15 protein-coding genes are annotated in these 20609 nt (G+C 38.8%); 5 read left to right on the plus strand and 10 right to left on the minus strand.

All coding sequences use genetic code 11. The annotated features are described in order from the left end of the window. Nucleotides 1-73 precede the first annotated feature (73 nt). The 4 genes from JQ843_RS02115 to glmU are packed head-to-tail and all read right to left on the minus strand — an operon-like array spanning nt 74 to nt 3040. Nucleotides 74-766, minus strand: coding sequence for a 5'-methylthioadenosine/adenosylhomocysteine nucleosidase (locus JQ843_RS02115; RefSeq protein ID WP_024057203.1), 693 nt, complete (start codon nt 764-766; stop codon nt 74-76). Between the two features lie 16 nt (nt 767-782). Then, nucleotides 783-1094 (minus strand): cell wall synthase accessory phosphoprotein MacP, encoded by a 312-nt coding sequence (macP, locus tag JQ843_RS02120; RefSeq protein WP_000517861.1) that lies wholly within the window; start codon nt 1092-1094, stop codon nt 783-785. Between the two features lie 11 nt (nt 1095-1105). After that, nucleotides 1106-1651 carry an NUDIX hydrolase gene (locus JQ843_RS02125; protein ID WP_125454427.1) on the minus strand — a complete coding sequence of 182 codons (546 nt, stop codon included), beginning with the start codon at nt 1649-1651 and terminating at the stop codon, nt 1106-1108. A gap of 9 nt (nt 1652-1660) precedes the next feature. Further along, nucleotides 1661-3040, minus strand: coding sequence for a bifunctional UDP-N-acetylglucosamine diphosphorylase/glucosamine-1-phosphate N-acetyltransferase GlmU (glmU, locus tag JQ843_RS02130; RefSeq protein WP_125454426.1), 1380 nt, complete (start codon nt 3038-3040; stop codon nt 1661-1663). Nucleotides 3041-3194: 154 nt separating this feature from the next. On the opposite strand from glmU, the gene JQ843_RS02135 reads away from it, so the two are divergent. From JQ843_RS02135 to lysS, 5 genes are all read left to right on the plus strand, one after another. After that, entirely contained in the window at nt 3195-3995 is an 801-nt protein-coding gene (locus JQ843_RS02135) for a glycoside hydrolase family 25 protein (RefSeq protein ID WP_078238386.1), read from the plus strand. Between the two features lie 94 nt (nt 3996-4089). Next, a complete protein-coding gene (locus JQ843_RS02140) occupies nt 4090-4932 on the plus strand; it encodes a DUF368 domain-containing protein (protein WP_203212777.1) in 843 nt (280 codons plus the stop codon). After that, nucleotides 4932-5414: an aminoacyl-tRNA deacylase gene (locus tag JQ843_RS02145; RefSeq protein WP_049500383.1), complete on the plus strand. Its 483-nt coding sequence runs from the start codon at nt 4932-4934 to the stop codon at nt 5412-5414. The genes JQ843_RS02140 and JQ843_RS02145 overlap by 1 nt, the downstream gene beginning before the upstream one ends. Continuing rightward, entirely contained in the window at nt 5414-6031 is a 618-nt protein-coding gene (locus tag JQ843_RS02150; RefSeq protein ID WP_049547266.1) for a histidine phosphatase family protein, read from the plus strand. The genes JQ843_RS02145 and JQ843_RS02150 overlap by 1 nt, the downstream gene beginning before the upstream one ends. Before the next feature lie 137 nt (nt 6032-6168). Then, nucleotides 6169-7659 (plus strand): lysine--tRNA ligase, encoded by a 1491-nt coding sequence (lysS, locus tag JQ843_RS02155; RefSeq protein ID WP_020902752.1) that lies wholly within the window; start codon nt 6169-6171, stop codon nt 7657-7659. A 111-nt stretch (nt 7660-7770) separates the two neighbouring features. Here the strand turns inward: lysS and JQ843_RS02160 are convergent, their stop codons facing one another. From JQ843_RS02160 to JQ843_RS02185, 6 genes are all read right to left on the minus strand, one after another. Next, nucleotides 7771-15717 (minus strand): Rib/alpha-like domain-containing protein, encoded by a 7947-nt coding sequence (locus JQ843_RS02160; protein WP_203212778.1) that lies wholly within the window; start codon nt 15715-15717, stop codon nt 7771-7773. A 183-nt stretch (nt 15718-15900) separates the two neighbouring features. Beyond that, nucleotides 15901-16740, minus strand: coding sequence for an amino acid ABC transporter substrate-binding protein (locus JQ843_RS02165; protein ID WP_203212779.1), 840 nt, complete (start codon nt 16738-16740; stop codon nt 15901-15903). A gap of 9 nt (nt 16741-16749) precedes the next feature. Then, entirely contained in the window at nt 16750-17379 is a 630-nt protein-coding gene (locus JQ843_RS02170) for an amino acid ABC transporter ATP-binding protein (RefSeq protein WP_203212780.1), read from the minus strand. A 9-nt stretch (nt 17380-17388) separates the two neighbouring features. Then, nucleotides 17389-18030, minus strand: a complete 642-nt coding sequence (locus tag JQ843_RS02175) for an amino acid ABC transporter permease (protein WP_033687139.1) — start codon at nt 18028-18030, stop codon at nt 17389-17391. A 139-nt stretch (nt 18031-18169) separates the two neighbouring features. Next, the gene (locus JQ843_RS02180) at nt 18170-19399 is read right to left on the minus strand and encodes a tetratricopeptide repeat protein (RefSeq protein WP_049551109.1); all 1230 of its coding nucleotides are present in this window, start codon (nt 19397-19399) and stop codon (nt 18170-18172) included. Next, entirely contained in the window at nt 19389-20555 is a 1167-nt protein-coding gene (locus JQ843_RS02185; RefSeq protein WP_203212781.1) for an AI-2E family transporter, read from the minus strand. Before JQ843_RS02185 ends, JQ843_RS02180 begins: the two co-directional genes overlap by 11 nt. Nucleotides 20556-20609: the final 54 nt, after the last annotated feature.

Below are 20609 nucleotides of genomic sequence, written 5' to 3' on the forward strand. Positions count from 1 at the left end.
ATCCTCTGAAACGTTTTCTAGCTTTTCTTTACTTAAATCTTATCATAAGCTAGATAAACTGTCAAATTTCCGCTTAATCTAAGGCCTTCAAAAAGGCTAGTAAGACTTGGGCAGAGCGACGTCCAGCTTCGATAATAAACTCATCAAAAGAGATGTTTGCTTCATGGTTGGCATTGTCACTCATAGCTCGGATGACTAAAACTGGAAGATTAAGAGCATGCGCTGCCTGAGCAATAGCTGCCCCCTCCATCTCAACTGCTAAAACTTCTGGAAAATGGGACTTAATCGCTTCTATCTTGTCATTTCCTGCAACAAAACTATCTCCTGTAGCAATCAAACCAAGATGCCAGTTCTGGTCCAATTGAGATAGACTCTCTTGAATTTTGGCAACAAAGGTTTTGTCTGATTCGAAATAAAGTGGTTGTTGCGCCATTTGTCCATAAGCATAACCAAAAGCTGTGACATCCACGTCATGATAGGCTAATTTGTCAGCAATCACAACATCTCCAACAGCAATTCCTTCTGCTACTGCCCCAGCTGATCCTGTGTTAATCAAAGCATCCACTTGAAAATGATCAGCCAAAATCGCCACACTCATAGCAGACATGACCTTACCAATTCCACTTTCTACAAGAACGACTTTATGAGAAGCAATGGTTCCTGTGTGATAGGTATTGCCTAAAACAACTTGCTCCTGGGCATTGTCTAAATGCTGGACCAGATAAGCCAGTTCTTCTGGCATAGCCGCAATAATTCCTATTTTCATTTCAATTCCTTTTCTATTACAAAAGTTTCATTGCTAAGACAAGCAAAATTAAGAGAAAGATGACTGCAAATAAGATTTTATTCAGTTTAGAATTGAAGACATTTCTCTTAGTATTTTCAATGCGACGGCTTTTATGAATAGACGGTTCGACCTGAATCTTCAAGGTTTCCTGGCTAAAACCATGATCCTTAGGATTGGCATAACCAAAACGGGAAGAAGAGGTTGGTAAAATTTTTGTCTCCTCATCATCTAGCAAAGGAGGACCTGAAATCTTTTCGCCTCTATTAGCTCTTTCAATCATTTCATCCGTTAATAAAGGTTTACCCATACTGACCTCCTCTATTTTTTTTGCAATTCCCAATACTGAACAGCCATAATCGTCTTGGCATCACAGATATGACCTGATTGGATCAATTCCTTGGCTTCCTCTAAGCTAACTTCAAGGACTTCCAAGGTCTCATCTTCATCCTGCGGACGCGGATTTTCCACTTTCGTCAAATCGCTTGCTCGGTATAGTTTTAATTTTTCATTACAAAAGCCAATGGCTGAGTAAAAATCGTACAAGAGTTCTAATTTCCCTGTATAGGCTGTTTCTTCCTCTAATTCTCGAAGAGCTGCTGCTATAGGGTCTGTATTTTCACCTACTTCTAATTTTCCGGCTGGAATTTCGTAAGAGACTGCCTCAATGGCTTTGCGGTACTGCTTGACCAAGATGAGTTTTTGTTCATCCGTTACAGCTAAAACACAGACAGCCCCATTGTGGAAAATCAAATCCCGTTGGGCAACTCCTTTGCCTTCTGGTAATTCAACCTGATCTTGGACCAGTTTAAATATTGGTCCTTGATAGATTTCTTTTCGGCTAAGCGTTTTTTCTTCAAATTCCATGATAAGCTCCTACTGATTATTAGGATGGTGAGGAAGACGTGTTGCATATTCGTCTTTATTGACCTGACGACCACGACCAATAGCAATAGCATCTGCTGGAACATCTTTAGTAATAGTTGAACCAGCACCAACAAGAGAATTGTCACCCAACTCAACTGGGGCAATAATGGTTGAATTTGAACCAACAAAGACATTGTTACCAATGACTGTTTTGTATTTGTTTTTACCGTCATAGTTGACTGTAATGGTTCCTGCACCGAAATTAACCTTGCTACCCACTTCACAGTTTCCAATATAAGTCAAATGACCAGCCTTAGTATTCTCGCCGATAGAAGAGCCTTTCACCTCAACAAAGTTTCCAATATGGACTTGTGCACCCAGACTTGAACCTGGACGAATGTGGGCATACGGACCGACTGTCACTCCGTCAGCAACGCTACTTTCTTCAATCATAGAGTTGGTAATAACAGCTCCTGCTCCGATAGTGCTATCCACTACATAAGTACCATTTGTCAAAACAGTCTCAGCACCAATTTTCGTTTGCCCCTTCAAGGTAACATTGGCTTCGATTTGAACTTCAGGAGCAATCTCAACATCAATATCGATATAAGTTGCTTCTGGATTGACAAAGCTAACACCATTGACCATGTGTTGGTGATTGATGCGGCGACGCATAACCGACTCAGCAGTCGCAAGAGCCACACGGTCATTTACCCCAAGACTTTCATCAAAATCTTTCAAAGTATAAGCGCCAACTTTTTCACCAGCTTCACGGAAAATGCCAATGACATCTGTAATATAGTATTCGCCTTGAGCATTGTTGGTATTGATATTTTTCAAAGCCTCAAACAAACGCTCGTTGTCAAAGACGTAAGTTCCGGTATTAATTTCCTTGATTTGTTTTTCAAAATCTGTAGCATCCTTTTGCTCAACAATACGAAGAACCTCAGCATTGTCATTACGAACAATTCGTCCATAGCCAAACGGATTATCAGTTTCAGCAGTCAAGATAGTAGCCACATTTTTATGATTGATGTGGAAATCAATCAAGTTTTTCAAGCTTTCACCTGTGATTAAAGGAGTATCTCCTGCGATGACCAAGGTGTGACCTGACAAACATTCTAGGATAGGCTCTGTCATCATAACTGCATGGCCAGTTCCTAACTGTTCAGATTGAGTCACAAATTCTGTCTGCCCAGCCAAGACCCGCTCAACCAATTCCGCCTTGTGTCCTACAACTGTTACTGTCTTTTCAGGTTGGATAGCTCCCACACTACGGAAAACATGTTCCAACATAGAAATACCCGCAACCTTGTGCAACACTTTTGGCAAATCAGATTTCATGCGAGTCCCTTTACCCGCTGCTAAAATAATGGCATAATTTGACATAATCTTCTCTTTTCTCTAGAAATTCCCTTTTATTATACCATATTTCAAATCATTCCGCGCTCTTGAATGAAAAAATGCTCTAAAGTCCTTTATTAACCCATTTTTTGAGTATTTTTTTTGATTTTTTCTCATTTTTAAGGTAAAATTATGAGATATGAGAAAGAAAATAAATCCGCTTATTTTGTTTGGTTTTTTTGGGATTATGATTTTCATTTTAATCCTGAATCGCCCTCGTTTTGAGGACCATCCTGTAAAAACAAAGTCAAATATCGCGCAAGTAGAAACGCAAGCGCTACATAATATAGATAAACCGGTAATTGATGTTTCTGGTTGGCAACGTCCTGAGGAAATTAATTACGATACTCTCTCCCAAAACATTTCTGGAGCTATTGTTCGCGTCCATAGTGGTGCTCAAACATCCAAAGAGAACGATGCTTCCTATGTTAATGGTGTTGATAAGGCCTTTAAAACCCATATCACTGAGTTTCAAAAACGAAATGTCCCAGTTGGTGTCTATGCCTATGTAGCCGGAAAAAATGTCCAGGAGATGGAAAAAGCTGCTGAGGTATTCTATAACGCCTCTTCTCCATACAGTCCAAGTTACTATTGGCTAGACGTGGAAGAAAAAACCATGTCTAATATGAACGAAGGTGTTGAAGCCTTTCGAGCAAAACTAGAATCACTGGGTGCAAAAAATATCGGCATCTACGTTGGGGTTTACTTCATGGAAGAACACAGTATTGATACAGACAAGTTTACCTCTGTTTGGATTCCTTCCTATGGTTCTGACTCAGGATTTTACGAAGCTACTCCTAAAACTGATTTAGATTACGACATCCACCAGTACACTTCTAAAGGAAAAATTGCTGGTTTTGACCACGATTTAGATATCAACGTTATCTCTTCCTTAAAAAACAAAGAAGAAACCTTTAGAAAACTCTTTTTAAAACCTTAAAAGCATTTGTTTAGCATTTGCTTTTTCTTTTTGTGTTTGATTATGATACAATATAATAAGGATTTTTTGAAATAGAAATAGTTGGAGGAAAAATATGCTCTCATGGTTAGCACGCCTTATTAAAGGGATTGTGATTGCTCTTGGATTTATCCTACCGGGAATTTCCGGAGGGGTTCTAGCAGCAATCTTAGGAATTTATGAACGGATGATTGGCTTTCTAGCCCATCCCTTTAAAGACTTTAAGGAAAATATTTTGTACTTTATTCCAGTTGCCATCGGTATGCTTCTGGGAATCGGCTTATTTTCTTACCCGATTGAATACCTGCTTGAAAATTATCAGGTCTTTGTCTTATGGAGCTTTGCGGGTGCCATCATTGGTACAGTTCCTAGCCTTCTAAAAGAATCAACTCGAGAATCTGACCGAGACAAGATTGATTTAGCTTGGTTCTGGGCAACCTTTATCATTTCTGGACTAGGTCTCTATGCCTTAAATTTTGTTGTTGGAACCTTAAGTGCCAGCTTTCTTAATTTCGTCCTAGCTGGTGCACTGCTGGCTCTTGGCGTATTAGTTCCTGGCCTCAGTCCATCAAATCTCCTTTTGATTTTGGGTCTCTATGCTCCTATGTTGACTGGTTTTAAAACCTTTGACCTCTTGGGAACCTTCTTCCCGATTGGAATCGGGGCAGGTGCAACTCTCATCATTTTTTCAAAATTGATGGATTATGCCTTAAACAACTATCACTCACGCGTCTATCATTTCATCATCGGTATCGTCCTATCAAGTACTCTTTTGATCTTGATTCCGAATGCAGGAAACGCTGAAAGTATCCAATACACTGGTATTTCTCTTGTTGGGTATGTCATCATCGCCTTCTTCTTTGCTCTGGGAATCTGGCTTGGTATTTGGATGAGTCAATTGGAGGATAAATATAAATAATGGCAAAAAAAGTAAAAATCAAAAAAACATTGGTGGAACAAATCCTGTCTAAAGCAGGTATCCCACATCAAGGGATTCAAATCAATGCCCTTGAAGGAGAACTTCCTCAAGATTATGAACGAGATCAGATTTTCAAAACCTTGGCTCTTTTGGGAGATAAAACAGGACCGATTATCGGAATTGTCCCTATCACTCAACACTTGTCTGAAAAGAAACTAGCTAAAATTTCTGGCAATAAAAAAGTGAGCATGATTCCCCAAAAGGATTTGGAAAAAACAACTGGTTACATTCATGGAGCCAATAATCCTGTCGGAATTCGTCAGAAACACAATTACCCCATTTTTATCGATAAGATCGCTCTAGACTTGGATCAAATGATTGTCTCTGCTGGAGAAGTTGGTCACAGCATTATCGTCGCACCACAAGACTTGGCTAGCTTTGTAAAAGCTGACTTTGCAGATATCTTGGAGGACAGTAAGTAATGAAACTCTACTTTGTCCGCCACGGTCGTACAGTCTGGAACCAAGAAGGACGCTTTCAAGGTGCTAGCGGAGATTCTCCCCTTCTTCCTGAATCTATTGACACCCTAAAACAACTAGGGCAGTATCTCAAGGATGTTCCTTTCGATCAGATTTATTCAAGTGATTTACCTCGAGCGGTCAAATCTGCTGAGATTATCCAAAGTCAACTCAAGACACCCTGTCCTTTAGAAAGTGTTTCTAATCTCCGTGAATGGCAGCTGGGGAAGTTAGAAGGTTTGAAAATCGCAACCTTGGAAGCTATTTACCCGCAACAAATCAAAGCTTTTCGATCTAATCTTGCTCAATTTGACACTCAAATGTTTGGAGCCGAATCCCTCTATAGCACCACGCAACGGACCATCCAATTTATCAAATCATTAAAAGATAGTCCAGCTGAGCGTATTCTAATTGTCGGTCACGGCGCTAATCTTACTGCTAGTCTTCGTACTCTCCTAGGTTATAAAGAACCTCTTCTTCGTAAAGATGGCGGTCTAGCAAATGCCAGCCTGACCATTCTAGAAACCCATGATTTTGAAACATTTACTCTCGATACTTGGAATGATACTTCCTATCAATAACAGAACTTGATTTTAGCGTCAAGTTCTTTTTAGTTTTGAAAGATTATCCGTGAATTTCTTGGCTATTTATGATAAAATGGGAGTATCGCAAAAAATGACTCATCGTATTCAATTTTGAGTAAAACTAGGAGGATCCCATGTCAACAGAACATATGGAAGAACTAAATGACCAGCAGATCGTTCGCCGTGAAAAAATGGCTGCGCTTCGTGAACAAGGAATCGATCCTTTCGGAAAACGCTTTGAACGCACTGCAAATTCACAAGAATTAAAAGATAAATATGCCGACCTCGATAAAGAACAATTACATGATAAAAACGAAACAGCTACTATCGCAGGACGCTTGGTAACCAAACGTGGTAAAGGTAAAGTAGGTTTTGCCCACCTTCAAGACCGCGAAGGTCAAATCCAGATTTACGTTCGTAAGGATGCTGTCGGTGAAGAAAACTATGAAATCTTCAAAAAAGCAGACCTTGGTGACTTCCTTGGTGTCGAAGGTGAAGTGATGCGTACAGATATGGGAGAACTCTCTATCAAAGCTACTCACATCACTCACTTGTCTAAAGCACTTCGCCCACTCCCTGAGAAATTCCACGGTTTGACAGACGTTGAAACAATTTACCGTAAACGTTACCTTGACTTGATTTCTAACCGTGAAAGCTTTGAGCGCTTTGTCACTCGTTCAAAAATCATTTCTGAAATCCGTCGTTACCTTGATCAAAAAGGTTTCCTTGAAGTGGAAACACCTGTTCTTCACAACGAAGCTGGTGGTGCGGCAGCCCGTCCATTTATCACCCACCACAATGCCCAAAACATTGATATGGTGCTTCGTATCGCAACTGAGCTTCACTTGAAACGCCTTATCGTCGGTGGTATGGAACGCGTCTACGAAATTGGCCGTATCTTCCGTAACGAAGGAATGGACGCTACTCATAACCCTGAGTTCACTTCTATCGAAGTTTACCAAGCTTATGCAGACTTCCAAGATATCATGGACTTGACGGAAGGCATTATCCAACACGCTGCTAAATCAGTCAAAGGCGATGGTCCAGTCAACTATCAAGGTACTGAAATCAAGATTAACGAGCCATTTAAACGTGTTCATATGGTGGATGCTATCAAAGAAATTACTGGTGTCGATTTCTGGCAAGACATGACTTTCGAGGAAGCCAAAGCTATCGCTGCTGAGAAGAAAGTTCCAGTTGAGAAACACTACACTGAAGTTGGTCACATTATCAATGCCTTCTTTGAAGAGTTTGTTGAAGAAACTTTGATCCAACCAACCTTTGTCTATGGACATCCAGTAGCTGTATCTCCACTTGCTAAGAAGAATCCTGAGGACGAACGCTTTACTGACCGTTTCGAGCTCTTCATCATGACTAAGGAGTACGGTAATGCCTTTACTGAGCTCAACGACCCAATCGATCAGCTTAGCCGTTTCGAAGCCCAAGCTAAAGCCAAAGAACTTGGTGATGATGAAGCGACAGGCATCGACTATGACTACATTGAAGCTCTTGAATACGGTATGCCACCAACAGGTGGTTTGGGAATTGGTATCGACCGTCTCTGCATGCTTCTCACTGATACAACTACTATCCGTGACGTATTGCTCTTCCCAACAATGAAATAATACTCTTATCCTCTGGTTCTTGCCAGAGGATATTTTCATATCCAAAAGAAATAGACTGAAGTTTTCACCTCAGTCTATTTTTTATCGAACTTTAGAAAGGAAGTTTCTTTCTTAGTCTTCTTTTTTCTTACGAGCTACAAGTCCGAATGCACCCAACATTCCAAGAAGTCCAAGACTAGATAAAATGTTCTTATCGTCTGTACCAGTATTTGGTAATTCCTTCTTGTCATTGGCTACGGTTGTTTCACTAACTGCCTGATTTGATTCTGTTCGACTTACCTGAGTTGGAGTAACTACTGGTTTATCTGGATCTGTAGGACGAACTGGCGAAACAGGTTGCTCAGAGCGAGTTGGGGTAGCTACTTTTTTATAGGTATGAATCACATTGCCATTTTTATCTGTTTTAGTACTAATATATTCATAACCTTCTAAAGTCTTAGGTTCATGGCTACCATTTTCTTCTGGAGAAATTTCTTTACCATCACCATCTTGATAACGTGTTACGATATGAATAGTTGAACTACCATTGTTACCTTGACTATTACCATGATTAGATTTAGGAGTTACTTTCACAGGAACTTCTACTGTCACTTTACGTCCATCAGGTAATTCAATCTCAACCGTTACAGATGGCTTATCACCTGGTGTATTTGTTTTTGGAATTTCTCCAACTTTAGTAATTTTCCAACCTTCAGGAAGATCTACATATTTTTTCACTTCATCTTCAGTAATCGGTGTTCCAACTTCCACTACAATAGGAGTTACTGTCGGTGTTACGATAATTGGTACCTCTACTTCAACAATTTCTCCAGTAGGAACTTTAATCTTCACTTTAACACTTGGTTTCACTCCAGCTGGAATTGTTGTTGGGATTTCTCCTACTTCGACAATTTCCCATCCTGGTTCTTTTGGAAGATCAATATGTCCTTTCACATCGTCTGGTGTGATTGTAGTTCCTTGTGGTACAACAATTTGTCTTACGGTTGGCGTAACGATGACTGGTACATCGACAGTAATCTTACGACCATCTGGTAATTCAATCTCTACTGAAACGACTGGTTTTGTTCCTGGTGTAGTTGTTGTTGGAATTTCTCCTACTTTTGTTACTTTCCATCCTTTTGGCAATTCTACGTGTTTCTTAACATCTTCTGGCGTAACTGGTGTCCCTACTGGAACTACTACAGGTGTTACTTTCGGTGTTACGATTACTGGAATGTTCATCGTTACGCGAATTCCATTTGGTAATTCAATCACTACTGGGATACTTGGTCTTTCACCTGGAGTATCTGTTGTAGGTTTATCACCAATATTGATAATTTTTACTCCTTTTGGAATGTGTTTTTCAACATCCTCAGCAGTAATTGGATCTCCTTGTTTTTTAACAATATCTTCAATAGGTGTAACATTTACTGGAATTTCTACAGTCACAACTTTACCGTTTGGTAATGTAATCGTTACTTTTACAGGATCCTTCTTACCAGGCGTTGTTAAGTCTGGAATGTTTTCTACCTTAGTTGTTGCTCCTTCTGGTACTTTGATTTGTTTTAAGATATCTTCTGGAGTCAATTTATCTTTCGTTACTGGTGTTTCGATTTCCTTAACTGGTGTTACTGTTACTGGTACGTCTACTGTCACTACTTTACCATTTGGTAATGTTACTGTTACCTTCACTGGATCTTTCTTACCTGGCGTTGTTAAGTCTGGAAGATCTCCTACCTTAGTAGTTGCTCCTTCTGGTACTTTGATTTGTTTTAAAATATCCTCTGGAGTCAATTTAGCTGTTGTGACTGGTGTTTCGATTTCCTTAATTGGTGTTACATTTACCGGCACTTCTACTGTAATCACTTTTCCATTTGGTAATGTAATCGTTACTTTTACAGGATCCTTCTTACCAGGCGTTGTTAAGTCTGGAATGTTTTCTACCTTAGTTGTTGCTCCTTCTGGTACTTTGATTTGTTTTAAAATATCCTCTGGAGTCAATTTAGCTGTTGTGACTGGTGTTTCGATTTCCTTAATAGGCGTTACATTTACTGGAACATCCACTGTCACTACTTTGCCATTTGGTAATGTTACTGTTACCTTCACTGGATCTTTCTTACCTGGCGTTGTTAAGTCTGGAAGATCTCCTACCTTAGTAGTTGCTCCTTCTGGTACTTTAATTTGTTTTAATACATCCTCTGGAGTCAGTTTTTCTGTTGTAACTGGTGTTTCGATTTCCTTAATTGGTGTGACTGTTACAGGAATATCTACAGTATAAGATTTACCATTTGGTAATGTAATCGTTACTTTTACAGGAGTTTTTTCTCCAGGTGTTGTTAAATCCGGTAAGTCTCCTACTTTAGCTGTTGCTCCGTCTGGAATATTTAGACCTCTAATATAGTCTTCTTCTCTTAACGGCGTATTTGTTACAGGTGTTTCAATTGGTGTTGGTTTTGTTTCAACTACTTTAATAGTAGCTGGAACTTCTACTAACACTTTCCCATCTTTATCTTTTACAACTACAGTAACTGGTTTATCACCTGGTGTTGATCCATCATATGGAGTTATTTGTCCTTCTGGAACTTTGTATTCGAACGTTGAACCTTCTGGATAGTCACTTGGTGTGATACTATCTTCAGCTTTAGGTTTATCTTTATCTTCAGCATTTACTGGAGTTAATTGTTCTTTACCTTGAACGACTTTAATCTTCGCAGGTACTTCTACAATTGTATCTCCATCCGAATCTTTCACGACTACAGTAACATCTTTTTCACCCGGTGTTGTTCCATCATATGGAGTTGCTTGTCCTTCTGGAGTTTTGTATTCAAATGTTGAACCTTCTGGATAATCATCTGGAGTGATGCTATCTTTTGGTTTTGGTTTCTTATCATTTTCAGCATTCACAGGGACATATTGTGTCTTAGGTTCTACTACTACAATTGTCGCTGGAATTTCTGTAATTGGTTGTCCATTCAGCTTAGCTACTACCGTTACAGGTTTATCACCTGGTGTTGTTGTATCTACTGGAGTGTTATCTTTATATTCAAATGTTGTTCCAATTGGGAAATCATTTGGATTAATGTTTTCTTTTGGATCTGGCTGTTTCTTAGCTGGGTCTACTGGTACATATTTAGGATAACCTTCCACTACACGAACTGTAGATGGCACTTCAACTAATACCTTATCCCCTTGTTTCACAACAACGGTAACTTTCTTATCACCTGGTTTAGATGTATCTACTTCTTCTTTATACTCAAATGTTGCATCATCTGGGTAATCATTCGAATCAATGCTATCTTCAGGTGATGGTTGTTTCTTACCTTCATCTACTGGAACAATTTGTGGGTAACCTTGTACAACTTTCACTTTTGTTGGTACTTCTACAAGTGTATCATTTCCATCTTTTGCAATGACAACTACATCTTTTTCTCCTGGTGTTGTTGTATCTACTGGAGTCTTATACTCAAATGTTGTTCCTTCTGGGTATTGTTCTGGATCAATGCTCTTAGCTGCATCCGGTTGTGGTTTGCTTGGATCTGCTACTACGTATTGTGTCTTAGGATCTACAACTACTACTTTCGCAGGAACTTCTGCAATTGGTTGACCATTTAACTTAGCTACAACAGTTACATCTTTTTCACCTGCAGTTGTTGTATCTACTGGTGTTTTGTATTCAAATATTGTGCCATCTGGATATTCTCCTGGTGTAACACTATCTTTCGCTTCAGGTTGTTTCTTAGCTGGATTTGCTACTACAAATTGTGGTGTACTATCAACTACACGTACAGTTGCTGGTACTTCAACGATTGTATTTCCTTGTGGATCAAGTACTTCAACAATCACATTCTTATCACCAGTTGTTGTTACATCGATTGGAGATGTTTGCCCATCTGGAGTCTTATATCTAAATGTAGATCCTTCTGGATAATCTGTTTTATCAATGCTCTTTTCTGGATCTGGTTGTTTGTTGTTTTCATCAACTGGGACGATTTGTGGTATACCTTCAACTACTGTAACTGGTACTTTAACAGTTGTTGTTTTCTCTTCATCATCTACAATGTATTTAACAGTCACATCCACTTCAGTATCATCTGTTAAGTCAGGAACTGTTACTGTAGCTGTTTTATCAATCTCAACTCTAGCACCTTGTGGTAGTTTACCTGTAAATGTTCCATCAGCAATCGCTTTTTCAGCTTGAGCAAGTACTTTTTCTTTTGCTTTATCTTTGTCACCATTTTTAGGAACAAGAATTTCATCTGCTTCTGGTTTTGGTAAAACTGTTACTGGAACTTTCACAGTTTCGGTTAACTTACCATTATCATATGTTACCGGGATTGTCGCTTCTTTATTTCCTGCTTTAGCAGTAATATCTTCAGCAATGACAGGTTCACCTTTTGTTCCGTCTGTACCTGGTGTTACAGCACCTTTCACATCATCTTTTGTAACAGTGTCCCCTTCAAATACTACTAATTTCTTAGCTGTTGAACCTACTACTGTTACTGGGACTGTTACTTCTCTAGTTGCAACTACTTTACCATCTTTTACATACTCTACAACTGCTGTTGCTGGCTTTTGTACTCCAGTTGCTGTTGTTTCCGGTACTGTTCCTGCTTTAACTTCTTTAACTCTTACAGTTACACCATCTGGCAATTTATCAGTTGGAACTGCAGTTGCTGCTTCTACTGCTTTCGCTTTAACTGCTTCATCTAAACTAGTGCTATCTTTAGGAACTGTTACACCTGTTGGTTCTACTTTTGGTAAAACTACAACATCTACTTTAGTTTCTACAGGAATTGTTTCAGTTCCTTTTGTATAATTTACTGTTGCTGCTACTTCTAGTATTTGACCAGCTTTTTTAGCTGTTGTAGGAATATCTGCAATATCATTTTTAGTTGGAGTAAAGCCGTCTACAACTGTAGGATTTACTTTTTCTTTCAACTGATCATTTGTTACAGTATCATCTTCAACTGTATACAATTTATTCGTTTCTTGATCTTTCACCGTAATTGTATAAGTAGTTGAATTCACTGCAGTTTCGGCACCTTTATTTGTTCCAGTATCCGTTTCAGTATCTGCAGTAACGATATTTCCGTTACTATCTTTTACTTCAACTTTAACTGTGTAAGTACCTACTTCTGATAATTTAACAGTTGCTGCTTCTGCTGCACTTCTATATTCTGTTACTTTTCCTGAAGGAGATGTTAACGTTACTTTTGTAACTGTTGTTTCCTTTTTATTTGGAGCAGTTGTCGCATCATCTTCTGTATCTGTAATTGTTACTGCAGCTGATTTTTGTTTTACTAAATCTACTGTAGCACCTTTTACAGTAGTATATAAACTTGAGCTAATAGACGGAGCATCATTTAATATAGACGCTTTATCTGAAGAACTTGCTGTTTCTACTGCATCAACTGTTCCTTTAAATCCTGATGTAGTTGAAATCGTCCACTTATCTCCAGTTTTTGTTGCTGTTACAGTAGAATTATCATCAGCAGACCATTTATTTAATCCTTTATCATATTTAACAGTTACAACCATTCCTTTATTAGTATCAGTTGCTGAATCTGCTGAACTGTTCGCCGTATTTTCTTTTTTATACGTCGTTAATGTACGAGATACATTATTAACGGCTGTAACTTTTCCTTCTGCGTTTAATGTACGAGTATATTCGTAAACATTAAAGATTGTTTCTCCATCTTTATTCACATCAACATATAGGTCACGTTTTAACCATGTTGTTGTACCGTCACTGTTAGGAGTTTTCTTCTCAGCAGTCTCACCAGATAATTCCCAACGACCACTAGTTTTATTGAATGTTGCTGCTACATTTTCTCCTAGTTGCGTTTTTAATGTTACTTCGGCACGTGTAAACGTTGCTGTGATATTTTCACTATTTGCAGTTACGTTAATCGTATCTGTTGCGGCATTTGCTGTTGCTGTTGGAAGAACTTTTAGATTGAAAGTTTCACCAACTGTACCAATTTCATCATTGACGTTTACAGCAGTATTTGTTGTTTCTGATACAACCCATTTACCATCTTTAGCAACAATTTTTGTATTTGTTCCATCTGGTAATGTAATTGTCGCTTCTGAAGCCCCTTTAGAAATTGTAATCGGAACTTCTGTATCGTAAGCATGAATATTTTTTATTGTCACTTCAGGTGCAATTTTAAAGGTTGCGTGTGCGTATGCCTCATTAGCATTTGTCTCTTGATAATCTCTTGCATAAATTGAAACTCTGTAAATCCCAGCTTCAGTTGGTGTTCCTTTGAATCCATTCGGATTATTCTCAGTCATATCAGCTGATGCAATTGTAAAACCTACACCTGGAATTTTTGTCTCATTTCCTGTTAATTCTGTAGGAGTAGCAGCACCAGTACCTGTCGTTCCTGTAATCTTCGCTCCAGAAACACCCAGAATAGCACGTCCTACAGTTTCTGTAATTGTAGTTGTACGTCCAATTGGGGTTCCATTTTCATTCGTTAAAGTATAAGAAACTCTTCTATCATTTGGTACCCCAGCATGCGAAGCTCCAGCATCTCTATATTCTACTGGAACAGTTAGTGCTTCTCCAACTTTCCCTTCTTTAACAGTATCGTTAATTTCTAGTGTTGGTGGTGTTCCATCTTTCCATGCTGTTCCACCAAATCTATGATCATCTAGTGGAATCGTAACACTTTTACCAGTAATAGTATTTTTAAACGTTACTCGAGCTTTTACTTGTTGATAGTTAAATGGACTTCTATGTGTTACAACCCCTTGCACACTATCTGTTGCTTTGTCATAAAATAAACCATTCGGGAAATTGGACACATTGAAATCTGAAACAGTCCAACCAGCCTTTTTAGCAGCTTCTGTTACTTCAATACGTTTACTTACATCTTTAATGTATACTTTATCAATACCTTGTTCATATCCAAGTTTATAGATACTAGAAAGCAGATATTCATAAGGTCCATTTCCATAGTAAGTTGCTGGGATTTGACTTGAAATACTAGTTCCATTATATCTTAGCTTTCCACGCCATAGTGGAGCTTCTTCTATAATTTTTTGGACTTCTTCAGCAGGAAGTTTCAATCCATAGTCAATACGAGCCTTTACATCACTCTCTTTACCATCATAAGTATAGTTAGATGGTCCAGGACTAGGTCTTGTACCAGCTCTTTGATCAGAGAACACTCTAAACTCTAAGTCAGCAGCATCTGCTATTTTCTCTGGAGTATTAACACCTAAATCACCTTGACCTGGATGGCGACTCCCGAACGGCATTGTATAAGTATCCCAACCAGTAAAGTTTTCTCGTGATACTGTACTTGTGCTTCCGATAATATTTTTCGCAGTTGGTTGCGCTGGATTTGTTGGTGTGATTGTATCACTAGTTCCTGTAGTTGTAGCACCGTTACTAGATGAATCAGCTCTAAACTCACTTTCCCCTTTACCAGGGATAGCTTGTCCATTTCTAGAATCTTGGTTTTGGTTTACTTTTTCTTCTTCAGTTGCTTCTGAATTGATACTGTTTAAAATGATAAGGCTACTTGAAAGTTGTTTAGCAAGTGCATCAACGTTTGACTGTGTTTTTGTATCATCATTTAAAAGCTCTTTTGCTTTATGAACCAAATTTTTAGCATCATCAATGACTGATTTTGTTTTCTTTCCTTCAGTTAATTGACTCAATCTACTTTCAGCTTTAGCAACTAAATCTTCTAACGATGCTGTATTAATAGCAACTTTTTCCGTCACTACATTTGAAGTTTCAGCTTCACTGGCTTGTTTGTCACTAGCAGACTCCTTTACATAAGTATTATTTTGTCCATCGGGCTCTTTAGCAGTAACAGATCCTTGTCCAGTAACTTCCTTAGAGGTTTCCGAAGACTTATCATTTAGATTTTGAGGATTTTGAACTTCTGTAGGTTCTGGGTTAGTAATTTGTTCAGCCGCTTGGACGCTTCCTCCACCAAGGAAAAACAGTCCAGTAGCTACAGCCACACTAGCCGCACCAAAACTAACCTTACGAATACTGTAACGTGTGAATTTCTCCACCTGCGATTGACGAACATATCGTCCTTTAAAATTAAACATAAATAGATTCCTCCAACATAACATGAATTGTTAATATATGATACTTTGATGTAAAAAATAACTTTAAACAACAAATAAATATAGTAATGTGTTATCTTTCAACTTAATATATTATCGAACAATAATCAATCTGTCAAGCGATATCTAACTCTTATATTATAAATAAAAAGAAGAAACCGTCATTTAGATTCCTTCTTTCACTTCTTTTGTTGCCACATCTTCTCCAAACCATTTTTGGCTGATTTCCTGGAACTTTCCTTCTTGGTATAGTTCGATAAAGGCCTGGTTTAAAGCTTGTAGTAATCTTTTGTCAGCTGGCCTAACTCCTACTGCAAAAGATTCACTTTCAAATCCAGCTGAAAAGACATTATAGTCATTTAATATCCCCTCAGACTGGAGATAGTAATTAGCATACACTCGGTCAATCAACAAGGCATCAATCCGATCATTTTTCAAATCAATCAAGGCCTCATTAAAACTCTGGTACTGATTGGCCTTCTGGTCTTTGACACGATTTTTCAGTAATTCTGGCTGAGCTTCAAAGTCTAAGTAACCAGAAGAACCTGCTTGGGCTCCCAAGGTCTTATCCTTCATATCCTCTACTGAATGAATCTGCTGGCTTTTTTTCGTCACCAGAACTTGCTGATTTTCCATATAGGGAATGCTAAAGGCAACTTTCTCTCGGCGTTCATCAGTGGCAGAATAGCCATTCCAGATGGCATCTATGGTTCCATTTTGCAGTTCTGTCTCCTTCATATCCCAGTCGATTGGTTGAAATTGAACCTTAAAACCTAATTTTTCAGAGACAGCTTGTGCTAAGTCAATATCAAAGCCTGTATATTGGCCATCCTTTTCTTCAAATCCCATAGGTACGAAGGTATTATCAAAACCAATGGTTATACTCCCCTGCTCTTGATACTTATCCCAGTTATCCTGCTTTGGATCACTAGCCTTCTGAGTGCAAGCCGTTAAAAAGAAAGTCAGGATAGAAACCAATACTAAAGCAATTTTCTTATTAGTCATCGGCACCTCCTACTTGGGCTCAACCTTGAGAATCTGATCTGCGATATTTTCAGCGAACTGTAAATCGTGGGTAACCACAATCTGCGTCATGCCAAGTTCCCTATTTTGCAAGATCAGTTTTTCCACTTCCAAGCGCAATTCTGGATCAAGTGCAGAAGTTGGTTCATCGTAGCCAATAATTTCTGGGTCAATCATCATAGCACGTGCCAAGGCCACCCGCTGCTTTTGACCACCAGATAGTGAGAAGGGATAGGCTTCTGCATGGCTAGCCAGTCCTAATTGTTCCAAAAGCCCTCGCGCCTTCTTCTCAGCTTCTTGCTGCCTTATTCCCATAGTTTTTACAGGAGATAAGGTCAAATTGTCTAGAACTGATAAATGAGGAAACAGTTGAAAATCTTGGAATACAAATCCCAGTAAATTCCGCTTCTCTAGTTCATCCAGTTCTAAAGGTTCTCCATTATAAAAGATTTGCCCTGAATCAATGGTTTCAAGACCTGCAAGCATACGTAAGAGGGTTGTCTTACCTCCACCAGAAGGCCCTACGATAGCTAGGATTTGCTTTTCAGGAATTTTTAGACTGAAATTGGACAAAATTTGCTTTTCACCAAAGCCTTTATTGATATTTCGTAATTCTAACATGGCAGCCTCCTATCTATAGTAACTGTATTTCTTCTCAACTTTTTTGGCAAGAATGGTTACAATACCAATCAAAATCAAGTAAATAGCTCCTGCCAAGAACATAGGAACCAGGCTAGCATCACGGTTGGCAGCTGTTCGACTCGCCAAGATAAGGTCTGAAATGCCTAGAGCATAGACCAGAGAGGTATCCTTGACCAAACTCATAACTTCGTTAAAGACACTGGGAAGAACAATCTTGGTCACTTGGGGCAAGATGATATAACGTACCGTGGCAAAAGGACTGAACTTCAAGACCTTGGCAGCCTCATATTGACCTTTAGGAATGGTATCAATCCCACCACGGAAGATTTCAGCAAAGTAAGCCGCATAATTCAACACAAAGGCAATGATAGCCGCAGGAAGACGGTCCAAACGAATCCCAATACTTGGCAGCACATAATAGATAAAGATTAATTGCAAGAGCAAGGGTGTTCCCCGCATAATCCAAATATAAATATTAATCAGATGATGGAGGGGCTTCCAATGGACTTGCAAGGCAAAGGCAATCAAAACGCCCAAGGGAATAGAAAAAATCAAGACCAGTGCAAAAACCTGCAAAGTCATGCTTGCACCGCTCAATAAACTCGGTAATATCTCAAACAAATAAGACATACTGCACCTCCTAAAAATAATTGTTCCTATTATAGCATAAATAAACAAAATAACCAAGAATTTTTGTAAAAAAATTCTCTTTTAAAAAGAAAAACTATACCTATCAAAAATGATTAGATACAGTTTTTAAAATATATCCTTACAATCTCTCAAATAGTTCTTGCATTTGCACATCATCTGGAACCAGTTTTAAGTAAGCTTGGGCATTGACTTTGGCTTCCTCAAAGTAGCCCAATTCACGCAAGAGATAGATATAGTGTTCCAGAAACTCTGGATTGTCCTTCAAATCTCCTACTAATTCTTGGTAATGCTCGTAGGCAGTATCCAAATCGTCCATTTCTTGATAAGAACGAGCAATCATCCACTTGGTCAAAAGATTCTCTGGCTCATCATTTTGCAAGTCTAGAATGTCCTCATAACGTTCCTGTTCTAGATAAATAGTAGCTAGACGGAGTAAGATTTCTTCTGTATCCTCAGCGTCTTCTTTAGCAGTAAGGAGATAATTTTCTGCACCACTAGCATCATGCAATTCATAAGAAAATTGTGAAGCTGCTAACAAGAGTCTTGTTTCAAAAGGATTTTTCTCCAAGCCTTGCTTAGCGATACGCAGGGCTTCTTGAACTTGATGTTCCTTATGCAAGGCCTGACTATAACCATATTCATAGCCTTCAAAATCAGGTGAAATGGTATCAAGCTGCTTAAAGTAGAGGACAGCTTTTTGGTATTCTTCTCGATCAAAGTAAAGACTAGCCAACTCAAAAACTGTTAGGTCATCGTATTCTAACTCCAGGGCTTTTTCTAAAAACTCTGTAGCTGTTTCAAATTTCCCCAACTGTGCATAGGCAAAGCCAATTCGTTGATAGGTAGAAATGCCTGTTTGCTCATAAATAGTACGATTATCTAACTGGGCATAGCCTTGAATGGCCTCTTGATAATTTTCCAACTCACTATCCAACTCTGCTACTCCCAATATCAAGAGAGGATCCTCTGAATAACTCAAAGCCTCCAGCAATTTCTCACGCGCCACATCTGTCAAACCTTCCAACTGGTAAAGGTCTGCCTTCAGAGCCAAAGCCGAAACATACCAGTCACTGTCAGCTTGGATTTCCTCAAGATAAGCAAAGGCTTCTTCGATTTGACCATCCTCGCTAGCAATAGCCGCTAGATTAAGATGAACCTCTGGAAAATCCTCTACGATTTTCAGGTAAATTTCCTTGGCCTGAGGATAAAAACCAATCCCTTCAAGATAAGTTGCCAACTCATACAGAAGGTCACTTGGATCATTTTCTAAAGCTTTAACGAAATAGTGCTCAGCCTTGGTTAAATCTTGCTCCTCCAAGGCATGTAACATCTGTTGACTATTGTTCACTCTTGATTTCCTCTCCCTCTAGTTCATATAGGCCACTGACTACCTTATACCATTCAAAAATCGCTGAAATGACAACTTTAGCAGAGGCATAAACTGGAATACCGAGTAAGACTCCCCAAATACCAAACATGGATCCTGAAGTTAACAAAACAAAGAGAACATTAATGGGATGGATGTTTAATTGACTTCCCAAAATCAATGGAGAGACAAAACGGCCTTCAATAGTTTGTTCTACGATAAAGACAATCACAACTTTCAAAAGCATGACTGGCCCAGCAATCAAGCCCAATACTAGGGCAGGAAGCATGGCTAAGAAGCTACCCAAATAAGGAACCAGATTTAAAATACCAGCAGTAACTCCCAACGTAACTGCATAGCGTAGACCAATAATCTTGAAGAAAATCATAAACATTACCGCTACAATAATAGCCACTGTTACTTGCCCTCTAACATAATTGGACAACTGCTGGTTCACATCTGATAAAACTTGTCCAACAGGTTCTTTCAATTTCGTTGGCATGAATTGGGTCAAATAGTGACGTAGGCCTTTTCCATCACGTAAGAGATAAAAGAGCATGAACGGAACGATAATCAAGGCAACAATCACTTGAGAAGCCCCGCTAATAAAGGCGCTCACCCAGTTGACTGCTTGAGATGAAACCTTACTTGCCCAAACTGTAGCCTGACTTGAGAAGTTTGTCAAAACTTGTTCTAACTGAGGTCTGAAATCATCTGGTAAACGCTTGGTGACCAAATCATCAATAACTCGATCAGCATCTTCAAGGTAGACTGGAACATTCCTTGCAAAACTTAAAACCTGACGTTGCAGATTTGGAATAGCTACTGCCAAGCCCCAAATGATAAAGAGAGCGATAATCACAAAGACAATACTGATGGCTATGACCCGATTAATCCTATGCTTCTCTATCCAATCAACAATAGGATTCAACAAATAATATAGCAGGCCAGATAGAATGACTGGTAACATCACAACTTCCAAAAAGTCTAAAACAGGTGAAAATAGAAAACTAATCTTACTTAAAATAAAAAGATTCAGTCCCAATAATAAGGTTACCAAAAATACCGTAATTGCCTTGTTGTCCAAAAACCACTTGAAAAACCAAGATAGGCTAAAATGTTTCTCTTTTTGCTCCATAAATACTTCCTTTCTATTGTTCTCTCATTATACCATTTTTAAATCAAAATAACT

Source organism: Streptococcus mitis (assembly GCF_905187495.1).
Lineage (GTDB): Bacteria > Bacillota > Bacilli > Lactobacillales > Streptococcaceae > Streptococcus > Streptococcus mitis_CU.

Excerpts from the sequence above, each read along its gene's own strand:
- JQ843_RS02175 (WP_033687139.1), bottom strand. The coding sequence starts at position 18,030 with ATGTCTTATTTGTTTGAGATATTACCGAGTTTATTGAGCGGTGCAAGC.
- JQ843_RS02135 (WP_078238386.1), top strand. The coding sequence starts at position 3,195 with ATGAGAAAGAAAATAAATCCGCTTATTTTGTTTGGTTTTTTTGGGATT.
- JQ843_RS02170 (WP_203212780.1), bottom strand. The coding sequence starts at position 17,379 with ATGTTAGAATTACGAAATATCAATAAAGGCTTTGGTGAAAAGCAAATT.
- JQ843_RS02150 (WP_049547266.1), top strand. The coding sequence starts at position 5,414 with ATGAAACTCTACTTTGTCCGCCACGGTCGTACAGTCTGGAACCAAGAA.
- JQ843_RS02115 (WP_024057203.1), bottom strand. The coding sequence starts at position 766 with ATGAAAATAGGAATTATTGCGGCTATGCCAGAAGAACTGGCTTATCTG.
- JQ843_RS02125 (WP_125454427.1), bottom strand. The coding sequence starts at position 1,651 with ATGGAATTTGAAGAAAAAACGCTTAGCCGAAAAGAAATCTATCAAGGA.
- JQ843_RS02140 (WP_203212777.1), top strand. The coding sequence starts at position 4,090 with ATGCTCTCATGGTTAGCACGCCTTATTAAAGGGATTGTGATTGCTCTT.
- JQ843_RS02165 (WP_203212779.1), bottom strand. The coding sequence starts at position 16,740 with ATGACTAATAAGAAAATTGCTTTAGTATTGGTTTCTATCCTGACTTTC.
- lysS (WP_020902752.1), top strand. The coding sequence starts at position 6,169 with ATGTCAACAGAACATATGGAAGAACTAAATGACCAGCAGATCGTTCGC.
- JQ843_RS02145 (WP_049500383.1), top strand. The coding sequence starts at position 4,932 with ATGGCAAAAAAAGTAAAAATCAAAAAAACATTGGTGGAACAAATCCTG.
- glmU (WP_125454426.1), bottom strand. The coding sequence starts at position 3,040 with ATGTCAAATTATGCCATTATTTTAGCAGCGGGTAAAGGGACTCGCATG.
- macP (WP_000517861.1), bottom strand. The coding sequence starts at position 1,094 with ATGGGTAAACCTTTATTAACGGATGAAATGATTGAAAGAGCTAATAGA.
- JQ843_RS02160 (WP_203212778.1), bottom strand. The coding sequence starts at position 15,717 with ATGTTTAATTTTAAAGGACGATATGTTCGTCAATCGCAGGTGGAGAAA.
- JQ843_RS02185 (WP_203212781.1), bottom strand. The coding sequence starts at position 20,555 with ATGGAGCAAAAAGAGAAACATTTTAGCCTATCTTGGTTTTTCAAGTGG.